We start from the raw sequence: 15,393 nt of genomic DNA on the forward strand, positions 1-15,393 counted from the left end.
ATGTGTTTATAAGATACAGCCGACTGCAGTGCGGTCTCGGACCTCCCCCGCGCGTTTTGTTGTAAGGATACGCGCACCCCCAGGGGCTACAGAAGGGGAGGCGTGGTCAGCGTGCGGGGTGGGTCAGAGGCCGCCGTGCATGCGGTTCTCCGCGAGGCCCGGGGGGAGGGCCGGAAGGTCGCCGCGGTGGCGGCCGGAGCGGTAGGGGGAGTTGGCGCCACCGCGGTCGGCGAAGCCGTTGAACTGCAGGTCCTCCTCGCCGGTGCGGTCGCCGGGGAGGGTGCGGAAGAGCCTGCGGTACTCGGAGTAGAGCGCGTCGTAGATCGGCGTGCCCTCGCTCACGGACGCCTCCTGCGCGGTGCGCATGGGGGGGATGGGGCTGCGGAACTGGGCTCGTGAGGAAGCGTCAAAGGTGTGCACGTCGTGGCAACGAGCGGCTCATCTGCGGGGATGCGGGTCGTACGGATGAATCACGCATATGCACTGCCATAGGCCAAAGGCGCGTACGGGCAGCCGTACGCGCCTTTGGCCGGAGCCGGGGGGATCAGGTGCCGGAGAGCGGCATCGTCGCCGCGACGAGGAGTCCGCGCCCGCAGGCGCGTTCCAGGGCGTCGCGCAGCAGGTCCTCGCGGGGCTGCTGGCCGATGGTGCCGTGCGGGGCGGCGTACACGTACACCTCGTTGGACCGGTTGACCGCCTGGCGCCAGCCCTCGCTCACCGCGAGCGGCTGGTGCGCCTGCCACCACGCGCCGGCGGAGCCGGGCTGCAGGATGGCGTGCAACTGCCCCATGGCCAGCAGCACGGACCAGCCGGGCAGCGGGGAGGGCGGCGTGGACAGGTCGTTCACGGGGAGGAAGCCCTGCTCGATCAGGATCGGCAGGAAGTCGTCACCGGGGCCGCTGTCGCCGGGGCGGGCGATCGGGCCGGTGGGCTCGATGACCAGGGCCGGGCACACCTCCTCCTTGATGAGGACGAGGCCGCAGGTGATGCCGAGCACCGCCTGGCGCGGAGCTGTGGCCGCCGCGGCGCCGGACGGCTCCTCACCGGCGATGCTCTGCACCGCTCCCTGCAGTTGCTCCTCCGAGACGGGCACGACCTGGGAGGGGATGCAGGTCGCGTGGGCGAAGGCGAGCACGGCGGTCTCCTCGCCGACGAAGAGCACCGTGCTGGTGCGCTCCGTGGCGGTGTCCCCAGGGGTACGGCAGGAGGTGCAGTCGTACGTGCCGGGCGCGCTGTCGCCCGCCAGCAGGCGTGCCGCCTCCTCATCGCCGATCTCGGCTCGTACCTCGTCGCTGACGTCGAGCATGGGCGGCACTGAAGCCTCCTTGAAATGTACGGCTACGGGCTCCTTTGCCGGGCCTCGCCCGGCACATAGTGACAACGGCCGATCTGTGGCGGGAGTCACGGCCTTCTTGGCGCGTGCTCGTGCGCCCGCGTGCGGAGGGTGAGCGGCGGTGCGGAGCCGGTCACTCCAAGTCCCACCTTTCACCCCGGGAAGCCTCCGTGCCTATGAGTCGGGTCACACGGCGCATATGCGCTGTGCGGATATGCCGCAAAAAACACCATCAATCCGGTGTCCTCAATAGGTCGTTACTACCGGTAACCATCAAGTGGCCTGCGGCGTAAGGGGTTTGTTTGGCGACGGAACGCGACCCTGCCTAGATTTGCCCGCCGTGTGCAGAGAGCACCACCCGGGAGGGCTCGCACGGAGGGTGACCGTGGATCCGAAATCCATCGGTCGGCGAGCGAAGGGGACGGGGGCCGCGCCGGATGCGTGGGGACCCCGTCCGTCGGGTGCCGTACCGGAGGTACGGCGCCATGGGGGAACCCCGGGTCCGTGGAGAGGGATTCCATGGCCGTATCAGCCAAGTACCGTCAGTCCGCAGTCGTAGCCGGCGTCACCGTGCTGACCCCGCTGGCCCTCATGGCCGTCGCGGGGCCCGCGAAGGCCGCCGACGGCGGGGTCTGGGACCGCATCGCGAGCTGCGAGAGCGGCGGGAACTGGCACATCAACACCGGCAACGGGTACTACGGAGGACTCCAGTTCTCGGCCGGGACCTGGCGCGCCTACGGCGGCACCGCGTACGCGGCGACCGCCGACCGGGCGAGCCGTGAGCAGCAGATCGCCGTCGCCGCCAAGGTGCAGCGGGCGCAGGGCTGGGGCGCCTGGCCCACCTGCTCCGCCCGCGCCGGCGCCTACGGGAGCGCACCCGCCCGCGGGACCGCCCCGGCCGCGCCGAAGGCGAAGCGGCACACCGCCCCGGCGCCCGCGCAGCAGTCGCGCGGCAGCGGCGGTCACGCCGACCGCGGCCAGAGCCGGGCGAAGGGGCACGGCAACTACAGCGTCCGCGGCGGCGACACCCTGAGCGGCATCGCGGCCGCCCACGGGACGACCTGGAAGAAGCTGTACGCCGTCAACCGGTCCGTGATCGGCACCGACCCCAACCTGATCTACCCGGGACAGCGGCTGTCGGTCTGACCTCCCGCGCACTCCCGGCCCACCCGGCGGGGCGTGCTCCGACCGGGTGGGCCGGGGGGCGCGCACGGCGCGGCGGGCGACGGCGCCCGCCGCACCGTGCCTAGCCTGGCCCGCATGTCCCGTCCCCGCCGTCTCGCGGTGACCGCTTTCGCTCTGCTCGCCACGTGGGCGGCCCTGGCTCCCGGAGCGCGGGCCGACGGGCACGCCCCCGTCTGGCTGGAACTGGCGACCTGCGAGAGCAGCAACCGCTGGAAGACCAACACCGGCAACGGCTTCTACGGTGGGCTGCAGATCTTCCAGCCCACCTGGGTCGAGCACGGCGGTCTCGACCTGGCCGCCAGGCCCGACCGCGCGACCCCCGACCAGCAGATGACCGTCGCCGAGGAGATCCTCCGCGACCAGGGCTGGGAGGCCTGGCCGACCTGCGCGCAGCGCCTGCGGCTGGCCGGCCGGGCGCACGCGGTCCAGCCCGGCGAGACCCTGGAGGGAGTCGCCCGGCGCTTCAACGTCAGCGGCGGCGCGGCCGAGCTGTACCGGCTCAACCAGGACGTCATCGGCTCCGACCCGACCCGGCAGCTCACGCCCGGGACACTGCTGCGCCTGCCGCGCTGAGCCCGCTGGACCCTGGCCGGGTGCGGCGGGTCCTGGCGGGTCCTGGTCATGACGTGCCTGAATTCGTGTCATCTTATGGCCATGTCAACCGATTAGTGGAAATACGTCGTGTGCGGCAATACCCTGAACGGTCCGTCCGCCCAAAGCCGCGATGTGTGCGGCCCGTCGCTCCCGCCGCGCTCTCAGGTGCTCGCCGAACCGTCCGTCACCTCTCGGGCCCGCCCGTCCGTAGCCCGGTGGAGTGACGCGGCGAGCGGCCGCCGGGGCGGCTGGGTGACGGAGGGGGGCGGCATCGAGCGCAATTGCTTCGACGTGCCGCAGCTGGGCCACCGTGCCTGACGGGCGCGATCCGGAAGGATACCGACCGGTCACGGGGACATCACAGTGCGTATACGGCGAGGGGCAGGGAAGGTGAAGGAACGCAACCTAAGGGCCGGGGCGATCGTCTTGCCTGCACGAAGTGCGGGCGGGAGTCCGCGGGGAGCGGGAGAACACGGGGACGCATGCGCATTTCCATACTGATTCACAACGCCTACGGGGTCGGTGGCACCATCCGCACGACCTACAACCTGGCCGGCGCCCTGGCCGAGCGCCACGAGGTCGAGATCGTCTCCGTGTACCGCCACCGCGACGAACCTTCCTTCGCCCTCGACCCGCAGGTCCGGCTGCGGCACCTGGTGGACCTGCGCAGGAGCAGCGACACGTGCGACCTCGACGACCCGCTGTACCACCGGCCGGCGAAGGTCTTCCCCTCCGGTGAGAACCGCTACGAGCAGTACAGCGCCCTCACCGACCAGCGGATCGCCGCCCACCTCGCGGCGCTCGACGCCGACGTCGTCATCGGCACCCGCCCCGGGCTGAACGTCCACATCGCCCTGCAAGCGCCGCGTCACGTGGTCCGGATCGCACAGGAGCACCTGACGCTCGACACCCACTCGCTGGCGCTGGTCCTCAGGCTGCGCCGGCTCTACCCCCGGCTGGACGCGGTCACCACCACGACCGAGGCCGACGCCGTCTGCTACCGCCGCAGACTGTGGCTGCCCGGCGTACGGGTGCTCGCCCTGCCGAACAGCGTCCCCGACCCGGGTGTCGTGCCCAGCGCCCTGGACGCCAAGTACGTGGTCGCGGCGGGCCGGCTGGCCCCCGTGAAGCGTTACGGCGACCTCATCAGGGCCTTCGCCAAGGTCTCGGTCGAACACCCGGACTGGGGCCTGCGGTTATACGGCACCGGTGGGCAGAAGGAGAAGCTGGAACAGCTCATCGAGCGCCTGGAACTCGGCGACCGGGTGACGATGATGGGGACAGTGACGCCGATCGAGCCGGAGATGGCCAAGGGCTCGCTGCTGGCGGTCTCCTCCAGCATGGAGTCATTCGGCATGACGATCGTCGAGGCGATGCGCGTGGGGCTGCCGGTGGTCAGCACCGACTGCCCGCTCGGTCCCGGCGAGATCATCAGCGACGGGGTCGACGGCCTGCTGGTGCCCCCGCGTGACGTCGACGCCCTTGCCGCCGCGATGCTCCGGCTGATCAACGACGACGAGCTGCGCCGCCGGATGGGCCGGGCGGCCCTGGACAAGGGCGCCAGCTACGACCCCGCGGAGATCGCCAGGAGCTGCGAACGCCTGCTGGAGGAGCTGCTGGCCCGCCGGACGGGCCCCTCGGGACGGCTGCGCGCGGCCTGGCGCCACGTCGGCGGACTGGGGATGGGCGTGCTGTACGCGGGCAAGGACCTTGCCCGTGCGGCGAAGCGGCGGGCCCGCAGGCTGCGCAAGAAGCTGCGGGCCGCGGCGCGCAGGCGGCTCGGCGGGCGGACGCGGAGGGGCTGAACCCCGGGCGGGTGACGGCGCTGCCGGTGCCGCGACCGGGCGCCGTCAGTCCTGGCCGCCGGCACCGGGCTCGACGGCGTCGCGGCGGCCGGTGGAGCGTGCCTGGTCGAGGGCGGCGACCTCCGGGTGGTGCAGGTCGAAGGCGGGGGACTCGGAACGGATCTGCGGCAGCGTCGAGAAGTTGTGCCGTGGTGGCGGGCAGGAGGTCGCCCATTCCAGCGAACGGCCGAAGCCCCAGGGGTCGTCGACCTCCACGCGCCGGCCGTACTTGGCGGTCCGCCACACGTTGTAGAGGAACGGCAGGGTGGACAGGCCCAGCAGGAACGCCCCGATCGTCGAGATCGTGTTGAGCACGGTGAAGCCGTCCGCCGCCAGGTAGTCGGCGTACCGCCGGGGCATGCCCTCAACGCCCAGCCAGTGCTGGACGAGGAAGGTGGTGTGGAAGCCGACGAACAGCGTCCAGAACTGGATCCTCCCCAGCCGCTCGTCGAGCATCTTCCCGGTGAACTTCGGCCACCAGAAGAAGAAGCCGGCGAACATCGCGAAGACCACCGTCCCGAAGACCACGTAGTGGAAGTGGGCCACCACGAAGTACGAGTCGCTGACCTGGAAGTCCAGCGGGGGCGAGGCGAGGATGACCCCGGTGAGGCCGCCGAACAGGAAGCTCACCAGGAAGCCGACGGCCCACAGCATCGGTGTCTCGAAGGACAGCGAGCCGTGCAGCATCGTGCCGATCCAGTTGAAGAACTTCACCCCGGTCGGCACGGCGATCAGGAACGACAGCAGCGAGAAGAACGGCAGCAGCACGGCGCCGGTGACGAACATGTGGTGCGCCCACACCACCATCGACAGCCCGGTGATGGCCGTCGTCGCGCCCACCAGCGTCGCGTAGCCGAACACCGGCTTGCGCGAGAACACCGGGATGACCTCGGTGATGATGCCGAAGAACGGCAGCGCGATGATGTACACCTCCGGGTGGCCGAAGAACCAGAACAGGTGCTGCCACAGCAGCGCCCCGCCGTTGCCCGGCTCGAAGACCAGCGAGCCGAAGCGCCGGTCCGCCTCCAGCACCAGCAGCGTCGCCGCCAGCACGGGGAAGGCCATCAGCACCAGCACCGAGGTGAAGAGCACGTTCCAGGTGAAGATCGGCATCCGGAACATGGTCATGCCCGGCGCGCGCATCCCCACGATCGTCGCGACGAAGTTGACCGCGCCCAGGATGGTGCCGAAGCCCGACAGCGCCAGCCCCATGATCCACATGTCGGCGCCGATCCCGGGCGAGCGGGTGAGACTGTTCAGCGGCGCGTAGGCGAACCAGCCGAAGGAGGCGCCCCCGGTGGGCGTCAGGAAGCTCCCGAGCACGATCAGGCCGCCGAAGAGGAACAGCCAGTACGACAGCATGTTCAGCCGGGGGAAGGCGACGTCGGGCGAGCCGATCTGCAGCGGCATGATCTCGTTGGCGAAGCCCGCGAAGGTCGGGGTGGCGAAGAGCAGCAGCATGACCGTGCCGTGGATCGTGAACAGCTGGTTGTAGCCGTCGTTCGACATCAGCTGCAGGCCGGGGCGGGCGAGCTCGGCGCGCATCAGCAGCGCCATGAGTCCCGCGGCGAGGAAGAAGCCGAACGACGTGATCAGGTAGAGGTGCCCGATCTTCTTGTGGTCGGTGGTGGTCAGCCAGTCCACCATCAGCCGTCCCGGCCGCCGGGGCGCCGCCGCCCGGTCGGTCGCGGTCTGCGTTGCGTTCGTCCCCATCGGCGCGTTCCCTCGCGGTAGGAGATCCTGCCGGCACTCGGTCTTCCGTACTCGCATCTTCCGTACAGTCTCGGGCAGACGACCCGTCATGTGACGGACCGGGACGGGACGGCCGTGCCGCGCGCCGTCGGTGCGCCATTGAGTGGAGGGTCGAACGAAAGTACGATAAAGGGGCCATGCCGTAGCGCACCGAGGGGGCACCCCGTGACGCATCCGGACCACGACCGCGCGCTGCAGTGCGCGCTCGCCGCCGCGCGGCGCGGCTTCCCCGTCATCCCGCTGTCGCGGACCAAGCTCCCCGCGGTCCGTTCGCCGCACCGGGGGGAGACCGGGCGCGGGATGTGCCGCGGCCAGTGCGGACGGCTCGGCCACGGCGTGCACGACGCCGCCACCGAGCCCGCCCGGATAACCGAGATGTTCGCGGCGGCCCCCTGGGCCAGCGGGTACGGGATCGCGTGCGGACGCTCACCGCACTACCTGATCGGCCTCGACCTGGACCGCAAGGACGGCGTCGACGGCGTGACCGACCTGGTGGACCTGGCCGCCCGGTGGGGCTTCGCCGTGCCGTGGACGCGCACGGTCATCACCCCGAGCGGCGGCCGGCACCTGTGGCTGCGCGGCCCGGCCGAGGCGATCGTGCCCAACTCCGTGCGCCGGCTCGGCAACGGGATCGACGTGCGCGGCAGCGGCGGCTACCTCGTGGGACCCGGCTCGGTGACCACCGCCGGGCTCTACCGCTGGGACCCGCCGACGGCCTCGATGCCGCCGGCCGCCGTGCCCAAGCGGCTGCTGCGGCTGCTGCTGACGACCCCCCAGCGCCGTGCCGCGCGTGCCGCGGCGGGCGCGCCGGCGGGCGCCGGGTCGGGTGCCGGGACGGGCGGGGGCACGGCCGGGCCGCTGATCCGCTTCGTGTTGGGCTCGTCGGTGGGGGAGCGCAACGAGCGGCTGTTCTGGGCCGCCTGCCGCGCGTTCGAGAACGGCCACGGCGACCGGGTCGCCGCGGAGATGGTCGGGGCGGCCGTCAGCACCGGCCTGTCGGAGCGCGAGGCGGAGTCGACGGTGGGTTCCGCCCGTCGGCATGTCCTGCGGGGGTCTGGCGGGCGGCGCTCGGCGGGAGCACTCTGACCCCATGACCTCTATCGCACCGAGGGCCGGCCGGGTCGCCGTCACCGAGGAGGCCGCGGGGCTGCTGCGGCGTCTCGCCGACCAGCACGGCCCGTTGATGTTCCACCAGTCCGGCGGCTGCTGCGACGGCAGCTCGCCCATGTGCTATCCGCGGGGGGAGTTCCTCACCGGGGACTCCGACGTGCACCTCGGCGACCTCGACGTCCTGGGCATCGACCCGGTGGCGGTGTGGATGTCGCGCGACCAGTTCGCCTACTGGAGCCACACGCATCTGACGATCGACGTGGTGCCGGGGCGCGGCAGCGGCTTCTCGCTGGAGGCGCCGACGGGCAACCGGTTCCTCATTCGGTCCCGGTTGCTGACGGATGAAGAGCTGTCGACGCTGGGGATGTGATGTGAGGGAAGTGTGTGGACCGTTTCCCGGAATTCCGTGGCGGCCGGCCCGGACGCTTTTCGGCGGCCGGGTCCGCGAATTCGGCGGGTGATTGGAAAAGTCGCCCCCAAAGAGTGAACGGTGCACGCCAAACGCTGCCCTGGATTCTGTGACAGAAGTGTGACGATCAAGTCGGCCGCCGCCTTCCGTCACGGCTCGTGTGCGCCTACGGTTGCTCTCATGGCAACCGATCCGAGTGCCGCACGGCAACCGCAGGACGAACCGGACACCTACGTCGGCCTCGGCGCCGACGAGGCCGAGCGCCGGGCCACCGAGCGTGGCTGGAGCATGGTGCGTGCCCTGCCGCCGGGCGCCGTCATCACCATGGAGTACCGGGTGGGCCGGCTCAACTTCACCGTCGAGGGCGGCCGGGTGACCCGATGCTGGAGCGGCTGAAGGCCCTCTCCCCGCATCCCCGCACGACGAAGGCCCCGGCCGCCCCTCTTCGGGGGCGGCCGGGGCCTTCGTACGGGCGCGGGCGGGGCGGGAGGTGTGCGTACCTGCCCCGCGGGCCGTCAGCCGGTGGCGCCGCGGCCGCGGGCCACGCCGGCCTGGCCGACCGGTGCCGGGCGGCCGGGCCGGTCCGCGGGCGGGCGGCGGCTGCCGGCCGGGGTGACCGGGGTGCGTTCGTGGCGGGTGGTGTGCGGACGTGCCGGGTGGTGCGGTACGCCGGACGCAGGTGTCGTCGCGCGGCCGCTGAGAACGACGGGCTCGAGTACGCCGTCCGGGTTGTCGGAGAGCTGCACGGAGGCCGGCGCCGTGTTCGCGGCGGGAGCCGTGGCGGGCGCCGTGCGGGTGCCGCGACGGCGCGCCCAGGCGGCCGTGATCCGCTGCTCGGCCGAGGCCATCAGCGGCTCGAACCAGGGCAGTGCCAGCAGGATCAGCAGGCCGGCCGCCCAGCCGAGCAGGACGTCGCTGACCCAGTGGGTGCCGAGGTAGATGGTGGTCATGCCGACGCCCAGCGCCAGCAACGCCGCGATCACGGAGGTGACCCGGCGGACCCACGGGGTGGTGGCCAGATAGGCCAGGACCCCCCAGGTCACCACGGCGTTCGCGGTGTGACCGGAGGGAAATATATCGCCGCCGGCGAAGAGCTCGGCCGATCCGGCGCTGGTCGCGTAGTGCGGGCCGAGCCTGCCGAGGCCGTACTTCACCGAACCCACGGTGACGTTCAGCAGGAGCAGCGACGTGCCCAGCACCAGCAGTGGGTGCAGGGTGCGGTGGCGCCAGGCGCGCCAGCCCAGCCAGGAGGCGACGATCACGGCCGTCGGGCCGCGCTGGCCCAGGACCACGAAGTAGTCCAGGAACGCGTGGATCTGCGGCCACTGCTTGTAGGGCCGCCACATCATGACCTGCCAGTCCAGGGTCACGAGCTTGGACGTGGTCAGGACGGCTACGACGATGGCCACATAGGCCACGAGCGTCGATCCGAACAGCAGCACGCGTGTCCGGCTCATGCCCGGTGGCGCCTGGGCTGTCTCGGGCTCCTCCATGAGGCGAAGCTTGTCATCGGTACGCACTCAATCGACGTTACAGCGTGTGATGGCGGAGTTCGGCCGGAAGGCCGGGTTCGTAATGACGATGTGATGTGGACTGCGTCTCACTCCACCCATTGGCCGTAGTGCGGACGTGCACATTGAGCCGAATGCGGGAACTCCTTGATTTTATGTTTCGAAGTGCATGCGGAGGATCTTGGGAAATCGCGCGTTCGATTTCCGCATGCCCTGTTTATCTTTGATTACCCGTCACTTCTCCTGGAGTTCGCCTGCCATTCCGGCGGGGCGGTCGGGTTCCCTGCGCGCCGTCCGTCGCGGCCCCGGATCGCAGTCGTGACCTGGGAGATTCCCGATCGGCGGGCGTGTGAACGCGCGCGGCGGGCGTACGCGTTGAACCGCGCGCCCCGCGCTCGGGGTGCATACGACCGGAACGGGCGGGTACACGCCACCGAGTCGGCGGGCGGGGCCGTTCCGTTCCCGGCGGGAGGCCCGGTGCCGCGCGGTACCGGAAATGTCCGGCAGGTCTCCGGCGGATGGCCGTCACGTGACGACGGCCACGTCGGAACGTGACCCGCGCCACCCACCATCGGCGCGGACTCGCGTAGTCTGACGACTTCACTCGCCCTCGTCGCTGGGTTCCCCCGGGACCGTCCCCCTCGTCCTGCCCAGGGACACCGCGAGCGCACCGCTGGGAGGTACGTACATGACAGGGACGTCCTCGGCCGGCATTCCCGGGCCGGCCGCCGTCCCACGGCACACTCGGCCGGTCAACCGCTGGACCGTGCTGATCGTCCTCTGCGTCAGCCTGCTGCTCGTCGCCCTCGACGCGACCGTGCTGCACGTCGCCGTTCCCGCGGTGAGCGAGGACCTGCGCCCCGGCGCGATAGAGCTGCTGTGGATCGTCGACGCCTATCCGCTCGTCGCCGCGTCCCTGCTCATCCTTTTCGGCACCCTCGGCGACCGCGTCGGAAGACGCCGGATCCTGCTGCTCGGCTGCACGATCTTCGCGGCCGCCTCGGCGGTGGCCGCCTTCGCCCCCGACCCGCGCGTCCTCATCGCGGCCCGGGCCCTGCTCGGCGTCGGCGGCGCGATGATCATGCCGGCCACGCTGTCGATCCTCCGGCAGGTCTTCCCCGACCGCCGTGAGCGGGCCGTGGCCATCGGCGTGTGGAGCGCCGTCGCGGCCGTCGGCGCCGCCGTCGGGCCGGTCCTCGGCGGCTTCCTCGTCGAGAACTTCTGGTGGGGCTCGGTCTTCCTGGTCAACATCCCCCTGATGGCCGTCATCCTTCCGGTGGCCCGCTGGCTGCTGCCGGAGTCCCGCGGCGAGCTGGACGGCCCCTGGGACGTGCTGGGCGCGGTCATGGCCGCGCTGGGCATCCTCGGCGCCATCCTCGGCGTCAAGAGGGTCGGCGGAGGCGCGGCTCCGTACGAGCCCTCCGCGCTCGTCCCGCTGCTCGTGGGCCTGACCCTGCTGGTGCTGTTCGTGCGCCGGCAGCGCAGGCGCGAGCACCCGCTCATCGACATACGCATGTTCGTCAGGCCCGCCTTCGGCACCTCCGTGGGCTGCATCGTGCTGGCGCTGCTCGCCCTCGTCGGCCTGGAACTGATCGCCGTCCAGTACCTGCAGCTGGTCCTGGGCCTGAGCCCCCTGCAGACGGGGCTGCGGCTGCTGCCGCTGACCCTCGCGGCCATGGGTGCCGGCCTCCTGGGCTCCCGGATGCTCGGCCGCTTCGGGCCGCGCGTCATGGTGAGCTCCGGTTTCGTCCTCACGGCCTGCGCGGTGCTCGTGCTGACCCTCATGGGCCAGCACGACCGGCCGGGCGTGCTGACCACGGGCTTCGTCCTGCTCGGCTTCGGGCTGGAGACCACGCTCTTCGGCGCGTACGAGTCCATGCTCAGCGACGCCCCCGCCGAGCAGGCGGGCGGCGCCGCCGCGATCGGCGAGACCTCCTACCAACTGGGCGCCGGCATCGGCATCGCGCTGCTGGGCAGCGTCATGAACGCCGCCTACGCCCCCGGCGTCGCCCGGGTCCCCGGGGTGCCGGCGGACGCCCGCGTCTCGGCCGGGAAGTCGCTCGGCGAGGCCTACGAGGTCTCCGACCGCCTCGGCGGTACCGCCGGAGCCTCCCTGCGGCACGCCGCACGGCACGCCTTCGTCCACGGGATGCACATCACCCTGGTGGTCAGCGCCGGTCTGCTGCTGCTCGGCGCGGTCGCCGCGCTGCGGCTGCCCCGCCGCATGGAGTGCGGCACGGAGGCGTCCGAGCGGTCCGCCGCCCCCGGGATCCCGGCACCGCGCGAGCACGCCCTGGCCGGGGCCGACGTGTCGCGCTGAGCACACCGTCGGGGGCTTTACCCGTCCACGCCACGGAAGTAGCTTCGTCCGCGAAGCGCAGTGATCACCGGAGAGGACGACGATGTCCGCTGGAAAGCCGCAGTTCGACCCGTACGACCCGCTCGGCATCGACGACCTGCTCGACGACGAGGACCGCGCCGTGCGGGACACCGTGCGCGGCTGGGCCGCCGACCGCGTGCTGCCGCACGTGGCGGACTGGTACGAGCGCGGCGAGCTGCCCGGGATCCGCGAGCTGGCCCGCGAGCTCGGCTCGATCGGCGCGCTGGGCATGTCGCTGGCCGGCTACGGCTGCGCGGGCGCCACCGCCGTCCAGTACGGCCTCGCCTGCCTGGAGCTGGAGGCCGCCGACTCCGGCATCCGCTCGCTCGTCTCCGTGCAGGGCTCGCTGGCGATGTACGCCATCCACCGGTACGGCTCCGAGGAGCACAAGCAGCGCTGGCTGCCCCGGATGGCCGCCGGCGAGGTCATCGGCTGCTTCGGGCTCACCGAGCCCGACCACGGCTCCGACCCGGCGGGCATGCGCACCCACGCCAAGCGCGACGGTTCCGACTGGGTCCTGAACGGCCGCAAGATGTGGATCACCAACGGCTCGGTCGCCGGCGTCGCCGTGGTGTGGGCCCGCACCGACGAGGGCATCCGCGGATTCGTCGTGCCCACCGACACCCCCGGGTTCTCCGCACCCGAGATCAAGCACAAGTGGTCGCTGCGCGCCTCCGTCACCAGCGAGCTGGTCATGGACGACGTGCGCCTGCCCGCCGACGCCGTGCTCCCCGAGGTCACCGGCCTGCGCGGCCCGCTCAGCTGCCTGAACCACGCGCGCTACGGGATCGTCTGGGGTGCCATGGGCGCCGCGCGCAGCAGTTTCGAGGCCGCCCTGGAGTACTCCCGCACCCGTGAGCAGTTCGGCCGGCCCATCGGCGGCTTCCAGCTGACCCAGGCCAAGCTCGCCGACATGGCGCTCGAACTGCACAAGGGCGTCCTCCTCGCCCACCACCTCGGGCGGCGCATGGACGCGGGCACGCTCCGTCCCGAGCAGGTCAGCTTCGGCAAGCTCAACAACGTGCGCGAGGCGATCGAGATCTGCCGCAACTCCCGGACGATCCTGGGCGCGAACGGCATCTCCCTGGAGTACCCCGTCATGCGGCACGCCACCAACCTGGAGTCCGTGCTCACCTACGAGGGCACCGTCGAGATGCACCAGCTCGTGCTCGGCAAGGCGCTCACCGGCCTCGACGCCTTCCGGTAGGCGGGCAGGCGGGCGGGCAGGCCGTGGCATCGGCGCCGGGTTCCGGCGCCGACGCCACGGGTCAGTTCTGGTTGAAGAAGCCGTCGCCGCCGCGCTTGCTGTCGGCGTTGACGACCAGGTAGTCGGGCGGGGTCAGCAGGAACACCCGGTTGGCCACGCGGTCGATCGAACCGCGCAGGCCGAAGGTGAGGCCGGCCGCGAAGTCGACGACGCGCTTGGCGTCGGCGGGGTCCATCGCCGTCAGGTTGACGATCACCGGGACGCCTTCCCGGAACAGCTCGCCGATGCCGCGGGCGTCCCGGAAGCCGTCCGGGGTGACCGTGGCGATCCGGCGGCCCTGTTCCTCCGCCGAATCGGAGGCCACGCGCACGCGGGGGTCGGTGACCCAGGAGTCGGGGGAGGACGTCTCGGCGCCGTCGCCGTAATCGGCGTAGTCCTCGTCGTAGTACTCCTCGGCGCTGTTGTCGTCGACGAGTCCCAGCCAGGCGCTCGCCCGTCGTACCGATCCCATGGACGCCTCCTCTCGCACGCGGTCAGTTTGCCGTCCGCACCCCTATGGTCGTCCATGATGCGGATGATGCGCCAAGCGGATACCCACCGTGGGGTGGATTCGTGACAGACCTGGTGCATAAATCGCACTAGTGGCCCCCAGGTACCCCGTGGAATATGGATCCTGACGGATCATCGGAAAGGGTCCCGCTCGGTAGGGTGATGGCTCACCGCCGGACAGCCGAACGGGCGGCGTACAGAACGACCAGCCGATGACGTGTTCCATTGCTGCGAATGACGTACGGGGGATTGTGATGTTCGGAATCGTCAGACCATGCCGGCACCGTCTGCCGGAGAAGCTGGCCATAGCGTGGACGGCCCATCTGTGCGGGCTCTGCCTCGCCCTGAGGGACGACCACGGTCAACTGGCCAGGGTCGCCACGAATTACGACGGGCTCATCGTCTCGGTGCTGGTGGAGGCCCAGTCGGGGTGGACGGAGGACGGACGCCGTACCGCCGGGCCGTGCCCGCTGCGCGCGATGCGGACCGCGCCGGTGGCCAAGGGGGAGGGCGCGCGGCTGGCCGCGGCGGTCTCGCTGGTGCTGGCCTCGGCGAAGATGCGCGACCACATGGCGGACGGCGACGGTCTGCTGGCGCGCCGTCCGGTCGCCGCGGCGGCGCGCACGGTCGCCCGGCGCTGGGACCGGGCGGGGGCCGTGACCGGTTCGGGGCTCGGCTTCGACACCGCGGTGCTGGTGGACGCCGTGGGCCGGCAGACCGCCGTCGAGGCGGCCGCCGGGCCCGGTACCTCCCTGCTGACCGTCACCGAGCCCACCGAGACCGCCACCGCCGCCGCGTTCGGCCACACGGCGGTGCTGGCCGGACGCCCCGGCAACCGTGCCCCGCTGGAGGAAGCGGGCCGGCTCTTCGGCCGCCTCGCCCACCTGCTGGACGCGGTGGAGGACCTGGCCGCCGACGCGGCGGCGGGCGCGTGGAACCCGCTGACCGCCACCGGGACGAGCGTGGACGAGGCGCGGCGGCTGTGCGACGACGCGGTGCACGGGGTCCGGCTGGCCCTGCGTGACGTGGAGTTCACCGACGGCGCGCTCGCCCACGTCCTGCTCGCCCACGAACTGCGCCGTTCCGTGGACCGCGCGTTCGGGGCCTCGTGCGCCCACCACCCGGGCCCTGGTGGCCCCGGCGGGCCGGTGCAGTCGCCCTGGCTGACCCCCGGCCCCCCGCACCAGCCGGGCCCCCGCCGCGGGCTGCTCATGGGCTGCGCGGTGTTCGCGGGGCTCTGCTGCACGTGCCAGATCTGCTGCCGGGACCACTACGACGACCCCTGGACCGGGAAGCGGCGCGAAGGCTGGTGCTCCAACTGCGACTGCTCCGGCTGCGACTGCGGCTGCGGTGACGGCTGCTGCTGCGACTGCGACTGCTGCGGCTGCGACTGCTGACGGGGACACGCCGGCCCTCCCCGCGACGACGGTGACCGGTGCGGGCGTTCGACGTGCCGCCCGGCGGGCGGGGTGCGGGCCGCGGCGCAGCCGCCCGTTCGCGCCAAACCGGGGGTGGTGCG

Annotated in this window: 14 protein-coding genes; 9 read left to right on the plus strand and 5 right to left on the minus strand. The window is 71.8% G+C overall.

Annotated elements, in window-relative coordinates; all coding sequences use genetic code 11:
- Positions 1-123: 123 nt before the first annotated feature.
- A complete protein-coding gene (locus tag PV341_RS36130) occupies positions 124-366 on the minus strand; it encodes a hypothetical protein (protein ID WP_500328539.1) in 243 nt (80 codons plus the stop codon).
- A 178-nt stretch (positions 367-544) separates the two neighbouring features.
- Positions 545-1,315: a DUF8842 C-terminal domain-containing protein gene (locus PV341_RS36135; RefSeq protein WP_500328537.1), complete on the minus strand. Its 771-nt coding sequence runs from the start codon at positions 1,313-1,315 to the stop codon at positions 545-547.
- 537 nt (positions 1,316-1,852) lie between these two features.
- On the opposite strand from PV341_RS36135, the gene PV341_RS36140 reads away from it, so the two are divergent.
- The 3 genes from PV341_RS36140 (at position 1,853) to PV341_RS36150 (ending at position 4,917) form a co-directional block, all read left to right on the plus strand.
- Positions 1,853-2,479: a LysM peptidoglycan-binding domain-containing protein gene (locus tag PV341_RS36140; RefSeq protein ID WP_500328535.1), complete on the plus strand. Its 627-nt coding sequence runs from the start codon at positions 1,853-1,855 to the stop codon at positions 2,477-2,479.
- A gap of 114 nt (positions 2,480-2,593) precedes the next feature.
- Entirely contained in the window at positions 2,594-3,091 is a 498-nt protein-coding gene (locus PV341_RS36145; protein WP_500328533.1) for a transglycosylase family protein, read from the plus strand.
- A 503-nt stretch (positions 3,092-3,594) separates the two neighbouring features.
- The gene (locus PV341_RS36150) at positions 3,595-4,917 is read left to right on the plus strand and encodes a glycosyltransferase family 4 protein (RefSeq protein ID WP_500328532.1); all 1,323 of its coding nucleotides are present in this window, start codon (positions 3,595-3,597) and stop codon (positions 4,915-4,917) included.
- 45 nt (positions 4,918-4,962) lie between these two features.
- Here the strand turns inward: PV341_RS36150 and ctaD are convergent, their stop codons facing one another.
- Positions 4,963-6,669 (minus strand): aa3-type cytochrome oxidase subunit I, encoded by a 1,707-nt coding sequence (gene ctaD, locus PV341_RS36155; RefSeq protein WP_500328529.1) that lies wholly within the window; start codon positions 6,667-6,669, stop codon positions 4,963-4,965.
- Positions 6,670-6,873: 204 nt separating this feature from the next.
- Between ctaD and PV341_RS36160 the strand changes: the two genes are divergently transcribed.
- The 3 genes from PV341_RS36160 (at position 6,874) to PV341_RS36170 (ending at position 8,623) form a co-directional block, all read left to right on the plus strand.
- Positions 6,874-7,794, plus strand: coding sequence for a bifunctional DNA primase/polymerase (locus PV341_RS36160; protein WP_500328527.1), 921 nt, complete (start codon positions 6,874-6,876; stop codon positions 7,792-7,794).
- Positions 7,795-7,798: 4 nt separating this feature from the next.
- Positions 7,799-8,188 carry a DUF779 domain-containing protein gene (locus tag PV341_RS36165; protein ID WP_499511059.1) on the plus strand — a complete coding sequence of 130 codons (390 nt, stop codon included), beginning with the start codon at positions 7,799-7,801 and terminating at the stop codon, positions 8,186-8,188.
- Positions 8,189-8,407: 219 nt separating this feature from the next.
- Entirely contained in the window at positions 8,408-8,623 is a 216-nt protein-coding gene (locus PV341_RS36170) for an I78 family peptidase inhibitor (protein ID WP_499511058.1), read from the plus strand.
- 119 nt (positions 8,624-8,742) lie between these two features.
- On the opposite strand, the gene PV341_RS36175 is transcribed toward PV341_RS36170, so the two are convergent.
- On the minus strand, positions 8,743-9,747 hold the full coding sequence (locus tag PV341_RS36175; protein WP_500328524.1) for a phosphatase PAP2 family protein: 1,005 nt from the start codon (positions 9,745-9,747) through the stop codon (positions 8,743-8,745).
- 679 nt (positions 9,748-10,426) lie between these two features.
- Between PV341_RS36175 and PV341_RS36180 the strand changes: the two genes are divergently transcribed.
- Both PV341_RS36180 and PV341_RS36185 read left to right on the plus strand, forming a co-directional pair.
- Positions 10,427-12,058, plus strand: a complete 1,632-nt coding sequence (locus PV341_RS36180) for an MFS transporter (RefSeq protein ID WP_500328522.1) — start codon at positions 10,427-10,429, stop codon at positions 12,056-12,058.
- A gap of 82 nt (positions 12,059-12,140) precedes the next feature.
- Complete coding sequence (locus PV341_RS36185; RefSeq protein ID WP_500360028.1) at positions 12,141-13,325, plus strand: acyl-CoA dehydrogenase family protein; 1,185 nt, start codon at positions 12,141-12,143, stop codon at positions 13,323-13,325.
- Between the two features lie 61 nt (positions 13,326-13,386).
- Here the strand turns inward: PV341_RS36185 and PV341_RS36190 are convergent, their stop codons facing one another.
- A complete protein-coding gene (locus tag PV341_RS36190) occupies positions 13,387-13,836 on the minus strand; it encodes a cell division protein SepF (protein WP_499511054.1) in 450 nt (149 codons plus the stop codon).
- Between the two features lie 292 nt (positions 13,837-14,128).
- On the opposite strand from PV341_RS36190, the gene PV341_RS36195 reads away from it, so the two are divergent.
- Positions 14,129-15,271 carry a DUF5685 family protein gene (locus PV341_RS36195; RefSeq protein ID WP_500328517.1) on the plus strand — a complete coding sequence of 381 codons (1,143 nt, stop codon included), beginning with the start codon at positions 14,129-14,131 and terminating at the stop codon, positions 15,269-15,271.
- Positions 15,272-15,393 lie beyond the last annotated feature (122 nt).

The organism is Streptomyces sp. PA03-1a (assembly GCF_033792805.1).
Lineage (GTDB): Bacteria > Actinomycetota > Actinomycetes > Streptomycetales > Streptomycetaceae > Actinacidiphila.